The 14896-nt window shown below is 68.5% G+C and carries 21 protein-coding genes; 13 read left to right on the plus strand and 8 right to left on the minus strand.

Going from position 1 to position 14896, the window contains the following annotated elements:
* Positions 1-11 precede the first annotated feature (11 nt).
* Entirely contained in the window at positions 12-992 is a 981-nt protein-coding gene (gene phnD / locus AC6CR5_RS14390) for a phosphonate ABC transporter substrate-binding protein (RefSeq protein WP_006385579.1), read from the minus strand.
* 29 nt (positions 993-1021) lie between these two features.
* The gene (gene phnC / locus AC6CR5_RS14395; RefSeq protein ID WP_006385580.1) at positions 1022-1864 is read right to left on the minus strand and encodes a phosphonate ABC transporter ATP-binding protein; all 843 of its coding nucleotides are present in this window, start codon (positions 1862-1864) and stop codon (positions 1022-1024) included.
* Positions 1865-2062: 198 nt separating this feature from the next.
* Between phnC and AC6CR5_RS14400 the strand changes: the two genes are divergently transcribed.
* The 5 genes from AC6CR5_RS14400 (at position 2063) to AC6CR5_RS14420 (ending at position 4712) form a co-directional block, all read left to right on the plus strand.
* Entirely contained in the window at positions 2063-2494 is a 432-nt protein-coding gene (locus tag AC6CR5_RS14400) for a GFA family protein (protein WP_047993260.1), read from the plus strand.
* A gap of 52 nt (positions 2495-2546) precedes the next feature.
* Complete coding sequence (locus tag AC6CR5_RS14405; RefSeq protein ID WP_006385582.1) at positions 2547-2906, plus strand: ArsR/SmtB family transcription factor; 360 nt, start codon at positions 2547-2549, stop codon at positions 2904-2906.
* Positions 2903-3442 carry an SRPBCC family protein gene (locus tag AC6CR5_RS14410; protein ID WP_498085729.1) on the plus strand — a complete coding sequence of 180 codons (540 nt, stop codon included), beginning with the start codon at positions 2903-2905 and terminating at the stop codon, positions 3440-3442. Before AC6CR5_RS14405 ends, AC6CR5_RS14410 begins: the two co-directional genes overlap by 4 nt.
* Before the next feature lie 517 nt (positions 3443-3959).
* Positions 3960-4223: a translation initiation factor IF-1 gene (gene infA, locus AC6CR5_RS14415; protein ID WP_006385584.1), complete on the plus strand. Its 264-nt coding sequence runs from the start codon at positions 3960-3962 to the stop codon at positions 4221-4223.
* A gap of 162 nt (positions 4224-4385) precedes the next feature.
* Positions 4386-4712 (plus strand): hypothetical protein, encoded by a 327-nt coding sequence (locus AC6CR5_RS14420; RefSeq protein ID WP_006385585.1) that lies wholly within the window; start codon positions 4386-4388, stop codon positions 4710-4712.
* A 14-nt stretch (positions 4713-4726) separates the two neighbouring features.
* On the opposite strand, the gene AC6CR5_RS14425 is transcribed toward AC6CR5_RS14420, so the two are convergent.
* The 3 genes from AC6CR5_RS14425 to mog are packed head-to-tail and all read right to left on the minus strand — an operon-like array spanning position 4727 to position 6645.
* Entirely contained in the window at positions 4727-5611 is an 885-nt protein-coding gene (locus AC6CR5_RS14425) for a peptidoglycan DD-metalloendopeptidase family protein (protein ID WP_020926709.1), read from the minus strand.
* Positions 5611-5958: a hypothetical protein gene (locus AC6CR5_RS14430; protein WP_006385587.1), complete on the minus strand. Its 348-nt coding sequence runs from the start codon at positions 5956-5958 to the stop codon at positions 5611-5613. Before AC6CR5_RS14430 ends, AC6CR5_RS14425 begins: the two co-directional genes overlap by 1 nt.
* 39 nt (positions 5959-5997) lie before the next feature.
* Positions 5998-6645 carry a molybdopterin adenylyltransferase gene (mog, locus tag AC6CR5_RS14435; protein ID WP_006385588.1) on the minus strand — a complete coding sequence of 216 codons (648 nt, stop codon included), beginning with the start codon at positions 6643-6645 and terminating at the stop codon, positions 5998-6000.
* Positions 6646-6909: 264 nt separating this feature from the next.
* Between mog and AC6CR5_RS14440 the strand changes: the two genes are divergently transcribed.
* The 4 genes from AC6CR5_RS14440 (at position 6910) to AC6CR5_RS14455 (ending at position 10581) form a co-directional block, all read left to right on the plus strand.
* Positions 6910-8034: a D-alanyl-lipoteichoic acid biosynthesis protein DltD gene (locus tag AC6CR5_RS14440; RefSeq protein ID WP_024070150.1), complete on the plus strand. Its 1125-nt coding sequence runs from the start codon at positions 6910-6912 to the stop codon at positions 8032-8034.
* A gap of 43 nt (positions 8035-8077) precedes the next feature.
* On the plus strand, positions 8078-8203 hold the full coding sequence (locus tag AC6CR5_RS14445; protein WP_020926707.1) for a hypothetical protein: 126 nt from the start codon (positions 8078-8080) through the stop codon (positions 8201-8203).
* Positions 8204-8358: 155 nt separating this feature from the next.
* Positions 8359-9834, plus strand: a complete 1476-nt coding sequence (locus AC6CR5_RS14450; RefSeq protein ID WP_006385590.1) for an inorganic phosphate transporter — start codon at positions 8359-8361, stop codon at positions 9832-9834.
* Positions 9835-9933: 99 nt separating this feature from the next.
* On the plus strand, positions 9934-10581 hold the full coding sequence (locus AC6CR5_RS14455; RefSeq protein WP_020926706.1) for a DsbA family protein: 648 nt from the start codon (positions 9934-9936) through the stop codon (positions 10579-10581).
* Here the strand turns inward: AC6CR5_RS14455 and AC6CR5_RS14460 are convergent, their stop codons facing one another.
* From AC6CR5_RS14460 to AC6CR5_RS14470, 3 genes are all read right to left on the minus strand, one after another.
* Positions 10582-11196, minus strand: coding sequence for a glutathione S-transferase family protein (locus AC6CR5_RS14460; RefSeq protein WP_006385592.1), 615 nt, complete (start codon positions 11194-11196; stop codon positions 10582-10584).
* A gap of 124 nt (positions 11197-11320) precedes the next feature.
* A complete protein-coding gene (locus AC6CR5_RS14465; RefSeq protein ID WP_327761660.1) occupies positions 11321-11638 on the minus strand; it encodes a chaperone modulator CbpM in 318 nt (105 codons plus the stop codon).
* 2 nt (positions 11639-11640) lie between these two features.
* The gene (locus AC6CR5_RS14470) at positions 11641-12591 is read right to left on the minus strand and encodes a DnaJ C-terminal domain-containing protein (RefSeq protein ID WP_035181969.1); all 951 of its coding nucleotides are present in this window, start codon (positions 12589-12591) and stop codon (positions 11641-11643) included.
* 190 nt (positions 12592-12781) lie between these two features.
* On the opposite strand from AC6CR5_RS14470, the gene AC6CR5_RS14475 reads away from it, so the two are divergent.
* The 4 genes from AC6CR5_RS14475 (at position 12782) to AC6CR5_RS14490 (ending at position 14861) form a co-directional block, all read left to right on the plus strand.
* The gene (locus AC6CR5_RS14475; protein ID WP_035181972.1) at positions 12782-13267 is read left to right on the plus strand and encodes a GNAT family N-acetyltransferase; all 486 of its coding nucleotides are present in this window, start codon (positions 12782-12784) and stop codon (positions 13265-13267) included.
* A gap of 49 nt (positions 13268-13316) precedes the next feature.
* Positions 13317-13646 carry a DHCW motif cupin fold protein gene (locus tag AC6CR5_RS14480; protein ID WP_053499157.1) on the plus strand — a complete coding sequence of 110 codons (330 nt, stop codon included), beginning with the start codon at positions 13317-13319 and terminating at the stop codon, positions 13644-13646.
* A gap of 158 nt (positions 13647-13804) precedes the next feature.
* Entirely contained in the window at positions 13805-14440 is a 636-nt protein-coding gene (gene yfcF, locus AC6CR5_RS14485; protein WP_020926702.1) for a glutathione transferase, read from the plus strand.
* A 19-nt stretch (positions 14441-14459) separates the two neighbouring features.
* Positions 14460-14861, plus strand: a complete 402-nt coding sequence (locus tag AC6CR5_RS14490) for a VOC family protein (protein WP_148319232.1) — start codon at positions 14460-14462, stop codon at positions 14859-14861.
* The last annotated feature ends 35 nt before the right edge of the window (positions 14862-14896 follow it).

The raw sequence follows: 14896 nt of genomic DNA on the forward strand, positions 1-14896 counted from the left end.
GCGTGGCATCGTTACTGCTTGGCGGTCGGCTGGCCCAGGCTGGCCAGCTTGGCGTCCAGCTCGGCCAGCTGCTTCTGCTTCTCGGCCTGCCCGATGGTGGCGTCGGCTTCGATCTTGGCCTTCTCGCGCGCCAGTTCGATCTGGCGGATCGGCACCAGTTGCTGGTTGTCCGAGGCGCGGAAGCCCTGGTAGGTCAGCGCCTTCAGGTTGGCCATCTCGCGCGCGGCGTCCTTGCCCTTGCCGTAGTTGACGAAGAAGTCGCGGATCTTGGCCTTCATGTCGGCCGGCAGGTCGGTGCGCATGACCAGCGGATCGGCCGGGATCAGCGGCGACTTCCACAGGATGCGCACGCTGTCGTTGGCGTCCTTGCCGGTGCTCAGGCGATAGCGCTCCAGCGCCTCGGTGTTGTTGACGGCCACGTCGACCTGCTTGTTGATCACCGACAGCAGGTTGGTCTCGTGGTTGCTGACGCGCACGGCCTTGAAGAAGGTCTTGGGCTCGATCTTGTTGGCGGCCCACAGGTAGTAGCCGGGCACGGCGGTGCCCGAGGTCGAGTTGGGATCGCCGGCGCCATAGGTCAGCTGGCCGCGGCGCTTGAGCAGGTCGTCCAGGCTCTTGATGTCGCTGTCCTTGTTGACGATCAGCAGCGACCAGTAGCCGGGGTTGCCGTCCTTGTCGATCACCGAGGCGAACACTTCGCCGCTGGCGCGGTCCACGGCTTCGATCGCCGACTTGTTGCCGTACCAGGCCAGCTGCACCTTGTTGAAGCGCATGCCTTCGATGATGCCGGCGTAGTCGGAAGCGAAGAACGGCTTGACCGGCACACCGATGGCGCGGCTCAGGTCGTCGATGACGGGCTGCCACACCGACTTCAGGTTGGTCGACGACTCCGTCGAAATGATGCCGAAGTTCAACGGCTTGGCCTCTTGCGCATGGACTTGCGTGGACAAGGCGGCAGCGGCGATCAGGGCAACAAAGGTTCTGCGTAGCATGGAAAGCTCCGGGTAGGGAACGGGTAAGGTCAGGCCGCGCAGGCCTGTCGGGAAAGCGGCGCCAGGCCCGGCATGGGCAGGACCTGCGGCGTGTATTCGGGAAGCAGCTCGCTCAATTCCGAGCCGTACAGGTCGCGCAGCATGGCCGGCGTCAGCTCGGCCGAGGGACCGTCGTAGACCACCTTGCCATGGCGCAGCGCCACCACCCGCGGGCAGTAGCGCAGCGCCACGTCGACCTGATGCAGCGAGACCACCACGGCCACCTTGCGGCTGCGATTGATCTGCGCCAGCGTGTCCATCACGCGGCGCGACGATTCCGGATCGAGCGAGGCGATCGGCTCGTCGGCCAGGATCACGCGGGCGTTCTGCACCAGGGTGCGAGCGATGGCGGCGCGCTGCTGCTGGCCGCCGGACAGCGTCGAAGCGCGCTGAAATGCGTAGTCGTCTATACCAACCTGGGCAAGCGCATCCAGCCCCTGGCGCACTTCGGCCCGCAGGAACACACGCGTCAGGCTGCGCCACATCGGCACGCGCGGCAGCAGGCCGGTCAGCACGTTGGTGATCACCGGCAGGCGGCCCACCAGGTTGAATTGCTGGAACACGAAGCCGATGCCGGCGCGGGCGCCGCGCACATTGCGCGACAGGCGGCCGTGGCGCTGGATCAGTTGGCCATTGACGGTCACGCTGCCCTGCCCGGCGTCGCCGACCACGAAGCCGGCCAGGTGGCGCAGCAGAGTGGACTTGCCGGAGCCCGAGGCGCCCAGCAATGCCACCATCTCGCCGTCGGCCACGCGCAGGTCGACGTTGTCCAGCGCCCGCGCGCCGGGATGGAAGGACTTGCTCAGCCCCTGTACTTCGATGGCGTAGGTCATCGTTGAATCCCCTTGGTCTGGTTCATTCGCGCATTCTGTTTTCGCGGCATGACAACGCGATGACCCGGGGATCGAATCATTTGGCGGAAAATAGGGGCCATGGCAACCAACTGAAAGACATCCGTCATATATGGCCGCGCCGCTGTCGCGGGCCCCGGGTATATTCAAGGCATCCCCTCTTCCCGACAGGCGGTCATCATGCTCAACGGTTCCTGCCTCTGCGGCCGCGTTGCCTACCAGATCACCGGCCCGCTCACCGACGCCCTCAATTGCCATTGCGCCATGTGCCGCAAGTCGCACGGCGCCGCGTTCCGCAGCCGCGCCACGGTGCAGGCCGCGGACTTCGCCTGGACCAAGGGGGAAAACCACGTCACCTGGTACTGCTCGTCGCCCGGCAACTACCGCGGCTTCTGCGAGGCCTGCGGCACGCCGCTGCTCAGCCGCTTCGACCAGACGCCCGACATCTACGGGCTGCCGCTGGGCGCCCTGGACGACGACCCGGGCATCAAGCCGGCCGCGCATTGCCACGTCGCCAGCAAGGCGCCGTGGTTCGACATCACCGACAACCTGCCGCGCTATCCGGGGGCCTATGAAGATGCCGAAGCGACCCTGCCCCACGCGGTTACATAAAATTCAACCAAACAGTTGAATTCAATATGAAAGGCAGGCTATATTCAACCCTATGGTTGAATCAATGCCTTCCTCCCTCGATGCCGTCTTTCGCGCGCTGGCCGACCCCACGCGCCGCGACATGCTGCAAAGCCTGGCGGGCGGAGACCGGACCATCGGTGAACTGGCCGCGCCCCTGCGCATGAGTTTCGCCGGCGCCTCCAAGCACGTGCAGGCGCTGGAACGGGCCGGCCTGCTGCGGCGCACCGTCAAGGGCCGCAGCCACGTGTGCAGCCTCGAGCCGGCCCCCATGGCCGAAGCCATGCAATGGCTGCGTTTCTACGAACATTTCTGGTCGGGCAGGCTGGACGCGCTTGAAGCCGCGCTGGCCGCCCATGCGCCCCGGCCGGACTCCCCCGGAGAGCCAACATGAGTGAATACGGTGTCGTCACCAGCCCCACGTCCCTCTGCTTTACCCGCGTGCTGCCAGCCAGCGTCGAACGGGTCTGGGCCTTCCTGACCGAATCCGACAAGCGCGGCCTGTGGCTGGCGACCGGCGACATGGAATTGCGCGAAGGCGGCGGCGTTACGCTGCGTTTCGTCCATGCCGACCTGTCGTCCGTGGCCGAGCCCACCCCCGAGCCATACAGGCCGTACGAGAACGGCGTCACCACCCACGGCGTCATCACGCGTTGCGAGCCGCCGCGGCTGTTGGCATTCACCTGGGGAGGCTCGCCCGGCGAACCGTCCGAAGTGACGTTCGAACTGTCCCCACAAGGGGACGACACCCGCCTGGTGCTGACCCATCGCAAACTGGCTTCGCGTGCCGGCATGGTCGACGTGGCCGGCGGCTGGCATACGCATCTGGGAGTGCTGTCGGCCCGCCTGGCCGGGCGCGAACCGGGTCCCTTCTGGTCGGCGCTGCTGCGCTGGGAAGCCGACTACCAGGCGCGCATCCCCGCGCAATGAAAAGCCGGTCAGTCGTTCAATAGCAACTATCACGCCACGAAGCCGGATAAAAACTGGCTAATCATTGCGCTTTGCAGTAACATAAGTGCGTGATTTTTCCGCAAAAACCGGGCTTCGTTCACGTCGAGCGCCTACCCGCAGTTACTACGGGCCATGCCGGACTTTCGCCTGGCATACCTGCGACGCTGCAACCGGTTTTCTTGGGTGAAACCTGCCCCTGGCCCATGGCGCAACCCGCGCCGCGCGCCGTTGCAGCAGACACTCCAACCCGCTTCTTCCGGCGACGCGCCACAAGCGCCGACCCGCGACCAAGCTGCGCATCGCGCGCACACTGCCCTCGCGGCGCGAGTATCCGTCATTTCAGACATCCACTCGGGATGCCGTGGCCCATACCCGCGCTTGCCCGGACGTTTTACGTTCAACCGCTGGACCTGGCTATCAGAGTCCGACGCGCTCGCCGCCCCGGTGGCGCGCCATGCCGACGGCATGGCGGCGCGTATTGATCAAGGAGTAGAGAATGGCTAAAGAAGAACTCATCGAACTGGATGGCATCGTTGACGAAGTGCTGCCCGATAGCCGCTACCGCGTCACCCTGGATAACGGCATCGAAGTGGGCGCCTACGCCTCCGGCCGCATCCGCAAGCACCGCATCCGCATCCTGGCCGGTGACCGCGTCACCCTGGAAATGTCGCCGTACGACCTGACCAAGGGCCGCATCAACTTCCGCCACAAGGATGAGCGCGGCCCCGCCCCGAGCCGTCCCCAGCAGCATCGCCGCTGAGAAACCGCGGGGCCGGCATGCGCCGGCTTTCCGCCCCGCCCTGGCGCGCCACGCGGCCTTAAGCCCGCCCGCGCGCTGCCGTAGTAATGCGCAAGACCCCGGTTCGTGAAAGAATGGCGCTCCGCCCGGCGCCCGGCCCGGCGGCAACGCATACGCAGCAAGATGGATCTGACCCAGGAACTGAAGGAAGCCGCCGACCAGCTCTCCCTGACGCGAAGACGCTTCGCCAAGGGGGAAGAAGGCCTGCGCCTGCTGCATCAGTCGCGCGAAGCGTTCATCAACAGCCTGCGCAATACCGGCCTGACCTACGCCGAAGCCAAGACCAAGTACGACAACTGCCTGGATGACCAGGAAGTGCAGTTGCACGACATGCTGGAAAAGATGCGCTACGCCGAACGCATGCACCAGTACATCCTGCATCGCATCGCGCTGCAGCAGTCGCAGGATGCCGCCGCGCTGCGGCCCGAGCAGGCCGCCGCCCCCGCCTGAGGACGGCGCCCCCGTCAGGGCTTGAAGGCGCCGATGAAGATCGCGGGATCGACCCGCGCATCGTTCAGGCTGACATTCCAATGCAAGTGCGGCCCCGTGGCGCGGCCGGTGGCCCCGACCTTGCCGACCACGCCGCCCCGCGCGACGCTATCGCCAACCTTCACGTCGATCGCCGACATGTGGCAGAACATGCTGACGAAGCCCTGCCCATGGTCCAGGAAGACGGTCTTGCCGTTGAAGAAGTAATCCCCCACCAGCGACACCACGCCCGCGGCCGGCGCCTTGATCGGCGTGCCGGCCGGCACCGCGAAATCCAGCCCGGAATGCGGATTGCGCTCTTCGCCGTTGAAGAAGCGGCGCAGGCCGAACGGACTGGACAGGCGGCCGCCGCTGACCGGCCGGTCCAGCAGCACGTTGCTGGGCGTGACGCCCGCGCGGTAGGCGCGGTTGGCCGCGCTCTGCTCGGCCATTTCGCGCTCGATGCGCTTCATGTCGTCGGGATCGGGATTGACCTGGCGCGGGTTCTTCAGCGTGATGTGCTGGGCCACGTATTCCTTGGCGCCCACCGTGAAGGACAACTGGCGCGAGCCGCCAGCGTCGCGCACGGTGACCTCCTGCGGGCCGGGCTTGACCGCCAGCGGGATGCCGACCACGGCGATCCATTGCTTGCCGTCTTCGCGCACCACCAGCACGCGGCGGTCGCGGTAGGTGACCTCGGGCGCCGTCGCGGCGTCGCCCAGCGCCAGCACGGCCACGCCGCCCGGCACCGGTGCGTTGAGCTTGCGGCTGATGTAGCCGCCCGCCTGCGCGGCGGGCGCCTGTCTGGCGCGGGCCGGCAGCGCCAGGCATACCGCCGCCGCGGCCAGGCCCAGCCGCAGCATGTCTCGGCGTTGCGGCATCACTGTTGCAGGCAGAGGTTGGCGGGTTCGATCAAGGTCTGGTCGCGCCGCGCGATGCGGGTCGACAGGCGGGCCTCGGTCTTGCCCTTCCAGGTGGTGGTGGTCAGCACCGCCTCGACGCCCAGGCTGTCCGACTGGATCAGCTCGAAGCCGTTGCGCACCGTCTTGCGTTCGAAATTCACGTCCAGGCTCTTCCAGGCGTCGGCCACGCAGTTGGTGTAGTCCTCGGCCGTGCGCTGGGTCGAGCCGTAGAACACCGGATCACGCTGGCGGACGTCTTTGACGTTGGCGCACGCCGACACGGCAAGCACGGCGGCGGCAAGGGACAAGGCGGTACGGACCTTCATATCGGGACTCTCTGGCAATGAATGGAAAGAGGCGGCCAACTATACCGCAGCGTCCGGCGACGGTTGCGGACGGCGCGCCGACTTGGGGCGGAAGGCCGCGATGACCTCGGGATGGGTCTCGGCGTAGGGGCCGCCGATCAGATCGATGCAGTAGGGAATGGCCGCGAAGATGCCCGCCGCCAGCACCGTGCCGTCATCGGCCTTCAGGCCCTCGAGGGTTTCGCGGATCGCCTTGGGCTGGCCCGGCAGGTTGACGATCAGGGCGGCGTGCGATGGCCGTTCGCGGATGACGGCGACCTGCCGCGACAGGATCGCCGTGGGCACGAAGCGCAGGCTGATCTGGCGCATCTGTTCGCCGAAGCCCGGCATTTCCTTGGTGCCGACCGCCAGCGTGGCCTCGGGCGTGACATCGCGCCGCGCCGGGCCGGTGCCGCCGGTGGTCAGGACCAGGTCGCAGCCGCAGGTGTCGACCAGTTCGATCAGGGTGTCGGAAATGCGCCCCGCCTCGTCGGGAATCAGCCGCTCCACGGCCTGCCACGGCGAAGCCAGCGCCCCGCCCAGCCATTCGCGCAACGCCGGCAACCCCTGGTCCTGGTAGGCGCCGGCCGAGGCGCGGTCGGAAATCGACACCAGGCCGATGATCAGTTCGTCTGGGTGGCGGCGGGCGATGCGGGCAGGGGCGGTCATGGGCAGGCGGGGCGTGGATTGGGCGGATGGCGGCAACCACCGTCCCGGCGGCCGGGACGCGGTCAATCCTGGTAATCCAGGGGTCCGCCAGACAAGGATGCTAGCGCATTCTCCCGCCTTGGGCCCGCGGACGGGCCTGCCGTCCCTGTGGCAAAAAGGGGAATCCCCGGGTTTGCGCGCTTGTATCGGTCATGGGCGCTGGATAACATCCGCTCACAATCTTCCCTTCCACCCCGACCCGCGCGCCGCGCCTCCTGGTTCCTCATGTTCAAACGCACACTCGGGCAACATGCGCTGGCGGCGGCGCTGGCCTTGACGGTCGCGCTGGCCGCGGGCCTGGGCGCCTGGCACGGGCTGGCCCTGCGCACCGGCCCGGCGCCGGACGCGGCAACGGGCGTCTACATCCATAACCTCGGCAATACCCTGCAGGACCAGACCCGCAACCTGTCGCGCCTGAGCCAGGCGCTGCGCACCGGCGACCGGCTGGTGGTGATGGGGTCGTCGGAACTCACCAGCACCGACCTGCGCTTCGTGCCGTACCGTTTCCTGGCCGATGAATTGCGCATGCCGGTCATGGCCTACGGCCATTCGGGCTTCCAGTCGCTCGGCATGCAACTGGTGCTGGCGGCGCTGGCCGACGACCTGTCGCCGGCCTCGCGCGTGGTGATCATGGTGTCGCCCGGCTGGTTCGACGGCGACGGCGGCCTGGGGCCGGACGAATTCCGCGAACATGCCAACCCCCTGCTGCCGCGCCTGGTGCGCCAGCCCGAGGGCCGCGAGCAACTGGCGCGCTGGCTGCGCGACAAGGGCGATGCCCGGGTGGCGTGGTCGATGGCCGCCGAGCAGGCCTATGTGTTCCGCCAGCGGCTGGTCGACCTGTGGACGCCGGCCCATGCCGCCCCGGCGCCCGAGACCGAAGCGGCGGGCCCGGCGGCGGCCGCCCGGGTGGTCGACTGGGACGCCCTGGCGCGCGAGGCGCAGGAAGCCGAACAGGCGCGGATGGCGCGCAACCGCTACGCCGTGCGCGACGATTTCTTCGACAAATACCTGCAGGCCGTCCCGGCCGGCGGCAAGACCGCCTTCCTGCCGCGGCCGCTGACCGGCAAGGACGAATTGCGCGAACTGGAGGCGCTGATGCGGCTGCTGCGCAACCATGGCGTCAACGCGCTGTTCGTGATGCAGCCGCTGCACCCGCTGGTGTTCAAGGACCTGGACCGCTTCGCCCCGATCCAGCGCCAGGTCGACGCGCTGTGCGCGCGCTACGCCATGGCCTGCATGAACATGTACGACGCCCCCTACGAGATCGGCACCCTGCGCGACGTGCAGCACCTGGGCGAACTGGGCTGGCTGCGTGTCAACCAGCGCATCGCCGAGGTCTTCCGCCCGTGAACCCGTTCCCCGATACCCCTTCCCTGGCCAAGGACGCCGCGCGATGAGAAAAACCCTGTGGCTGTGCCTGCTCTACCTGGGCCTGCTGGCGGTCATGATGATCCAGGCCGACACGTCGGCCAATCTGGGCAAGCCGCTGGAAATCGAGTTCCAGTACCAGAAGTTCTAGCGGGCTGGCCGGCGCCCGGGCCCCGGCCAGCCCGCCATGGCCCCGCGCGGCGGGAGCCCCGTCGGAAAGGCGTCGAGAAAATTGCCCCCAGCAACCGGGGACAGGTCACAAATCTGTAATAATCTGGGCTCGCCGGAACCTCTCCCCGCCCCCCCATGCCCTCCCTCTTCCACGGCCTAGATCTCTGGGTCGGCCTCAGCCTCGTCCTGGCCCTGACGTTCGTCCTGGCCTTCGAATTCATCAATGGCTTCCACGACACGGCGAACGCCGTCGCGACGGTCATCTACACCAAGGCCATGCCGCCCCACCTGGCGGTGGTGCTCTCGGGCATTTTCAACTTCCTCGGCGTGCTGCTGGGCGGCGTGGGCGTGGCCTATGCCATCGTCCACCTGCTGCCGGTCGAACTGCTGATCAACGTCGATACCGGCCGCGGGCTGGCCATGGTGTTCGCCATGCTGGCCGCCGCCATCGCCTGGAACCTGGGCACCTGGTATTTCGGCATCCCGGCCTCCAGCTCGCACACGCTGATCGGCTCGATCCTGGGCGTGGGCCTGGCCAACGCGCTGATCACCGACCTGCCGCTGGCCGATGGCGTGAACTGGGGCAAGGCGATCGACATCGGCGCCTCGCTGGTGGTGTCGCCGGTGGCCGGATTCCTGGTGGCCGGCGGCCTGCTGCTGGCGCTCAAGCGCTGGCTGCCGCTGTCGAAGATGCACAAGACGCCGGAACAGCGCCGCGCCATCGACAACAAGAAACACCCGCCGTTCTGGAACCGCCTGGTGCTGGTGCTGTCGGCCATGGGCGTGAGCTTCGTGCACGGCTCGAACGATGGCCAGAAAGGCATCGGCCTGATCATGCTGGTGCTGATCGGCATCGTGCCGGCCAACTTCGTGCTGGACACCAACAGCACCACCTACCAGATCGAGCGCACCCGCGACGCCGCCACCCACCTGAGCGCTTTCTACCAGCGCAACGAAGCCATGCTGGGCGACTTCCTGGCGCTCAAGCGCGCCGGCTCCGCCTCGGACCTGCCGCGCAATTTCCGCTGCGACCCGCAACTGACCCTGGCCACCATCGACGCGCTGCAGGCCGACCTGCGCGGCGTCAGCAACTACGCCGACCTGTCCGCCGCCAAGCGCATCGACGTGCGCCGCTACCTGCTGTGCCTGGACGACACCGCCAAGAAGGTGGCGCGCATCGAGGGCCTGCCGGCGCGTGAACGCACCGACCTGCAGCGCCTGCGCGCCGACCTGACCGCCACCACCGAATACGCGCCCTTCTGGGTGATCGTGGCGGTGGCGCTGGCGCTGGGCGCCGGCACCATGGTCGGCTGGCGCCGCGTGGTGCTGACGGTGGGCGAGAAGATCGGCAAGCAGGGCATGACCTACGCGCAAGGCATGTCGGCGCAGCTCACCGCGGTCGGGGCCATCGGCCTGGCCAACGTCTTCAGCCTGCCGGTCTCCACCACCCACGTGCTGTCCTCGGGCGTGGCGGGCACCATGATCGCCAACAAGAGCGGCCTGCAGGGCGGCACGGTGCGCAACATCCTGCTGGCCTGGGTCCTGACCCTGCCCGCCTCGATGCTGCTGGCGGCGGGCCTGTTCTGGATCGGCGTGCAGATCGCCGGCTGACGCCGCCACCGGCCGCGCGAACGATCTGCGCGGCCGGCGCAACACAGTGGCTACCGCGGCGGGCTATGTCCCGCGCGGACGCGCCCCTACCATGGCGCCATGGCTACCCCTTTCCCCATCCTGCATTACATCTACGACCCGCTCTGCGGCTGGTGCTATGGCGCCGCGCCGCTGGTGCAGGCCGCCCGCGGCATCGACGGCCTGGCCATTGCGCTGCACGGCGGCGGCATGATGACCGGCGGCAACCGCCAGCCGGTCACCGACGCGCTGCGGCGCTACGTCATGCCGCATGACGAACGCATCGCCGGCCTGACCGGCCAGCAGTTCGGTCCGGATTATTTCGACGGCCTGCTGCGCGACAGCGGCGCGGTATTCGACTCGGCCCCGCCCACCACCGCCATCCTGGCGGCGCAATTGCTGGGCGGCCGTGGCCTGGACCTGCTGCAACGCCTGCAACGGGCCCATTACGTCGAGGGCCGGCGCATCGCCGACCCGGCCGAACTGCGGCGCCTGGCGCAAGACGCCGGCCTGGATGGCGCCGCCTTCCAGGACGCCTATGCCGCCACCGAAGGCGCGGCCACCGATCGCCACATTGCCGAAAGCCGCGCGCTGCTCGGGCGGCTGCGCGGCTCGGGCTTTCCGACGCTGGCGCTGGAGCGCGACGGCGCCTGCGAACTGCTGGAACCGTCGCGCTTCCTGGGCCGCCCGTCGCAATGGCAGGCGGACCTGCGCGCCCGGCTCGGGTAGTCAGCCTTCGCCGATGTCACCGTCGCGCTGCAAGGCGCGGTGCATCGCCGGACGCGCCGCCAGCCGCTCGGCATAGGCCGAGAACACCGGGTTTTCGGCAATCACCTTCATCTGCATCATGAACTGCAAGGTGCCGCCCAGCACGATGTCGACGGCGCTGAAATGCTCGCCGAGGAAATACGGGCGGGCCTGCAGCACCCGGGTCACGACCTGTTCGACCTCGTCGGCCGAGCCCCACCCCATCGTGCCCTGCTGGTGCGCCGTCTTGAACACCCGCTCGGTCATGGCGGGCTCGAACACGCCGGTCGAGTAGGCCAGCCAGGTCAGGTAGGGACCGCGTTGCGGATCGCCGATGACCGGACCCAGGCCGGCCTGGGGGAACAGGTCGGTCAGGTAAAGCGCGATGGCGGGGGTTTCGAACACCGGCACCCCGTCGTGCACCAGCGCCGGCACCTTGCCGTGCGGGTGGATGTCGATGTAGTCGGGCGGGATATGGCCGGAGCCGTCGCGGCGGCGGATCGACACCATCTCGGTGTCGTAGGGCACGCCCAGCTCTTCGAGCAGCCAGAGGATGCGGAAAGAGCGCGAGCGCGGGGCGTGATAGAGGGTCAGCATGGGCGGTCTCCTGGTTCCGGGGCGCGGCCCCTGCGGCCATTGTGCCGCAGGCCGCCCAGCCGCGGCCAGTACCGTCACCGGCGACCAGGCGCCTGTCCGCCGGTCGCCCTGTCCGCCGTCCGCCCTATTCGCCGGTCGCGCCCAGCGCGCGCAGTTGCGCCTTCAAGCGGCGCACTTCCTGGCTCAAATCCAGGATCAGCGCCACGGCATCCAGGCCGGCGCCGAAGTCGCGCTCGAGGCGGCGCGCATCCAGCGCTCGCTGCAGGTCGACGCTGCAGAAGCGCCATTCGGCCGGACGCGGCCCGCTGGCGTCGACGATGCCGACCTCGACCAGTTGCGCGACCCATTCGACTTCGGCGCCGCAGGCGCGGGCCAGGTCGTCGGCGCTGAGCGGCTGCGACTTGCCCACCACGGTGGCGCTGCTGATGACGACTTTCTTCATGATCAGACCCCCAGGTGGCGCCGCGGGTTGAACGGCAGGTCGTGCTGCATCTTGCGGTAGGCCTCCTTGGCCGCTTCGGTGTCGGCCGGCGGCAGCGCCAGCTCGAGCACCAGGTACAGGTCGCCGGGCGGATCGCCCGGAATGCCGCGGCCGCGCAGCCGCAGCTTGCGGCCGTTGCCGGACCCCGCGGGCACCGAAACCTCGACCGTGCCGCCCGGCGTCGGCGCATTGACCTTGGCGCCCAACGCCGCCTCCCAGGGCGCCACCGGCAGCGTCATGTACAGGTCGCGGCCTTCGGCGCGGTAGCGGGCGTGCGGCTTGAAGCGGACCTCCAGGTACAGATCGCCGTTCTCGCCGCCGCCGTAGCCCGGCATGCCCTGCCCGGCCAGGCGGATGAACTGGCCCTCTCGCACGCCCGCGGGGATCCGCACGCTGAGCGTGCGGGTCTGCACCTGCGGGCGGCCCTGGTCGTCCACCGTCATGGAGCGCAGGCTGATGTCGCGGGTGGCGCCCTGCAAAGCGTCTTCGAGGTCGACCTCGATGGCCGCGTGGTGGTCGTCGCCACGGGCGCGGAATTCCTGCTGGTGGCCCTGGCCCGGCGCGCCGCGGCGGCCGCGGCCGCCGAACAGCGACGAGAAGAACTCGCTGAACTGGGCCTCTTCGCCCGACGCCGGACCGCGGTGGAACTCGAAGCCCTCGTCCCATCCCGGCGGCGGCTGAAAGCCCCCGCCCGGCGACACGCCGGCGGCGAGATTGTCGTAGGCCTCGCGCTTTTCCTTGTCGCGCAGCACGTCGTAGGCTTCATTGACGTCGCGCATGCGCGCCTCGGCGTCGCTTTCCTTGCTGACGTCGGGGTGGTACTTGCGGGCGAGCTTGCGGTAGGAGCGCCGGATCTCGTCTTCGGAGGCGCCGCGCTCCACACCAAGAATGCTGTAGTAGTCCTTGAACTCCATTTCCCAGCCCATGGTAAGGGTTGCAGCCAAAGGCGGCTCGCGCCGGATTCGGCCCTGAATGGAAAGAAGATAGGGGTTGCGGTGCGATTTTTCAATGCGTTTCGTCAGCCGCGCGGCTTCGCGCATAATGGACGGTTGCCGCGCCCGCCGCCGGGCGCGGCAGGCCATCGCCAATGAACAGGAACCGATCGTGCTGGAAATCATCGACGTCGACTTCAACAACCCGGAACACGGCCGGCAGGTGCTGGCCATGCTCAACGAATACGCCAGCGGCCCCATGGGCGGCAACACGCCCCTGCCCGAGTACGCCCAGCGCAACCTGATTCCGGAACTGGCCAAGCGGCCGACGGCGCGCGCCCTGCTGGCGCGGGTCGACGGCGAGGCGGCCGGCGTGGCCATCTATATCGAGGGCTTTTCGACCTTCGCCTGCCGTCCGCTGGTCAACCTGCACGACCTGGGCGTGTCGCCCCGGTTCCAGGGCCAGGGCGTGGGCAAGCAGCTGCTGGCCGCGCTGGAAGACCGCGCCCGCCGGCTGGGCTGCTGCAAGATCACGCTGGAAGTGCTGGAAGGCAACGACGTGGCCCAGGGCCTGTACCGCAAGCTGGGCTACGAAGGCTATTCGCTGGACGAAGACACCGGCCGCGCCATGTTCTGGCAGAAGAAGCTGGCCGCCTGAGTCCTCCATTCGCGGCGCGCGGGGCGCGCCGCCCCCAAGGGAAAAACACATGAAGATGAGCAACATCCCCTTCGGCACCACCGATTGGTCCGAGGTCGAAGCCACAGAACATGCCGGCGACACCGGCATGGCCTATTGGCGCACCCGCCAGTTCGGCGACCTGCGCGTGCGCATGGTCGAATACACGCCGGGCTACCTGGCGGACCACTGGTGCAGCAAGGGCCACATCCTGTTCTGCCTGGAAGGCGAGCTGCATACCGAGCTGGAAGACGGTCGCACCTTCGTGCTGACGCCCGGCATGAGCTACCAGGTGGCCGACCAGGCCGAGCCGCATCGCTCGTCCACCACCACCGGCGCCAGGCTGTTCATCGTCGACTGACGCGCCGGCGCGACACGCGAAATTTCAGTTGCGTTACGCTTTGCGCTACGCACCCCTTTTTCAACGCCGCGCCGCCTCGAGATGAAAGCCCCTTTTCCGGGGCAGCAAGCCGAAGGCGCAACGTTGGAGTTTTTTCAATCGCCTGACCGGAGATCCACTTGGGCGCCCCGTTTACGCTGTACGTCGATTCCCAGTTCCTCAGCCCCTACGCCATGTCGGCCTATGTGGCGCTGGCCGAAAAACAGTTGCCCTTCGAGGTCCGCCTGATCGATCTGGACGCGGGCGAACAGCGCATGCAGCCCTACCAGTGCCGCGCCCTGACCGCGCGCGTGCCGGCCCTCACCCACGGCGATTTCAACCTGACCGAATCGACCGCCATCACCGAGTACCTGGAAGACCTGCATCCGGCGCCGGCCTGTACCGCCCTGTACCCGGCCCAGCCGCGCGAGCGCGCCCGCGCCCGCCAGCTGCAGGCCTGGCTGCGCAGCGACCTGGGCGCCCTGCGCCAGGAACGGCCGACCGAATCGGTGTTCTACGGCGACGCCGGACAACCCCTGTCCGACGCCGGCCATGCGGCCGCGGCCAAGCTGATCCACGTGGCCGGCGCCCTGATCGGCGCGGGCCAGGCCAGCCTGTTCGACGACTGGTGCATCGCCGACCTGGACCTGGCGGTGGCGCTGCGCCGCCTGTGGCAGGACGGCCTGCCCGACCCGCTGCGCGAGTATGTCGAGATCCAATGGCAGCGGCCCTCGGTGCGCAAATGGCTGGATCACAACGCGGCCGCCCGCGCCTGATCCACCACCCGGAGCCGCCATGCAATTGCTGGATCACGTCTCCATCAGCGTCGCCGGGCTCGACACCGCCCGGCCCTTCTACGACGCCGTCATGGCCGCCCTGGGCGCGGCCAAGGTCTACGACCACGCCGACGCGCTGGGCTACGGCGAACGCTGCCGCCCCGGCGATTCCGGCCACACCTACCTGAGCGTGCAGGCCGATCCGGTCGCGTCGCCGAGCGCGCCGGCGCGCCGCCACTGGTGCTTCAAGGCCGCCAGCCGCGCCGCGGTGGATGCGTTCCATGCCGCCGGGCTGGCCCACGGCGGGCGTGACGAAGGCGCCCCAGGCCCGCGCCCCCACTACCACCCGCATTACTACGCCGCCTTTCTGTCGGACCCATCCGGCAACCGTATCGAAGCCGTTTGCCACGACGCGCCGTGAGGCCGGGCGCGGCTGCCGCGAACAAGCAGGGACGG

This window comes from Achromobacter sp. EG18 (assembly GCF_059759395.1).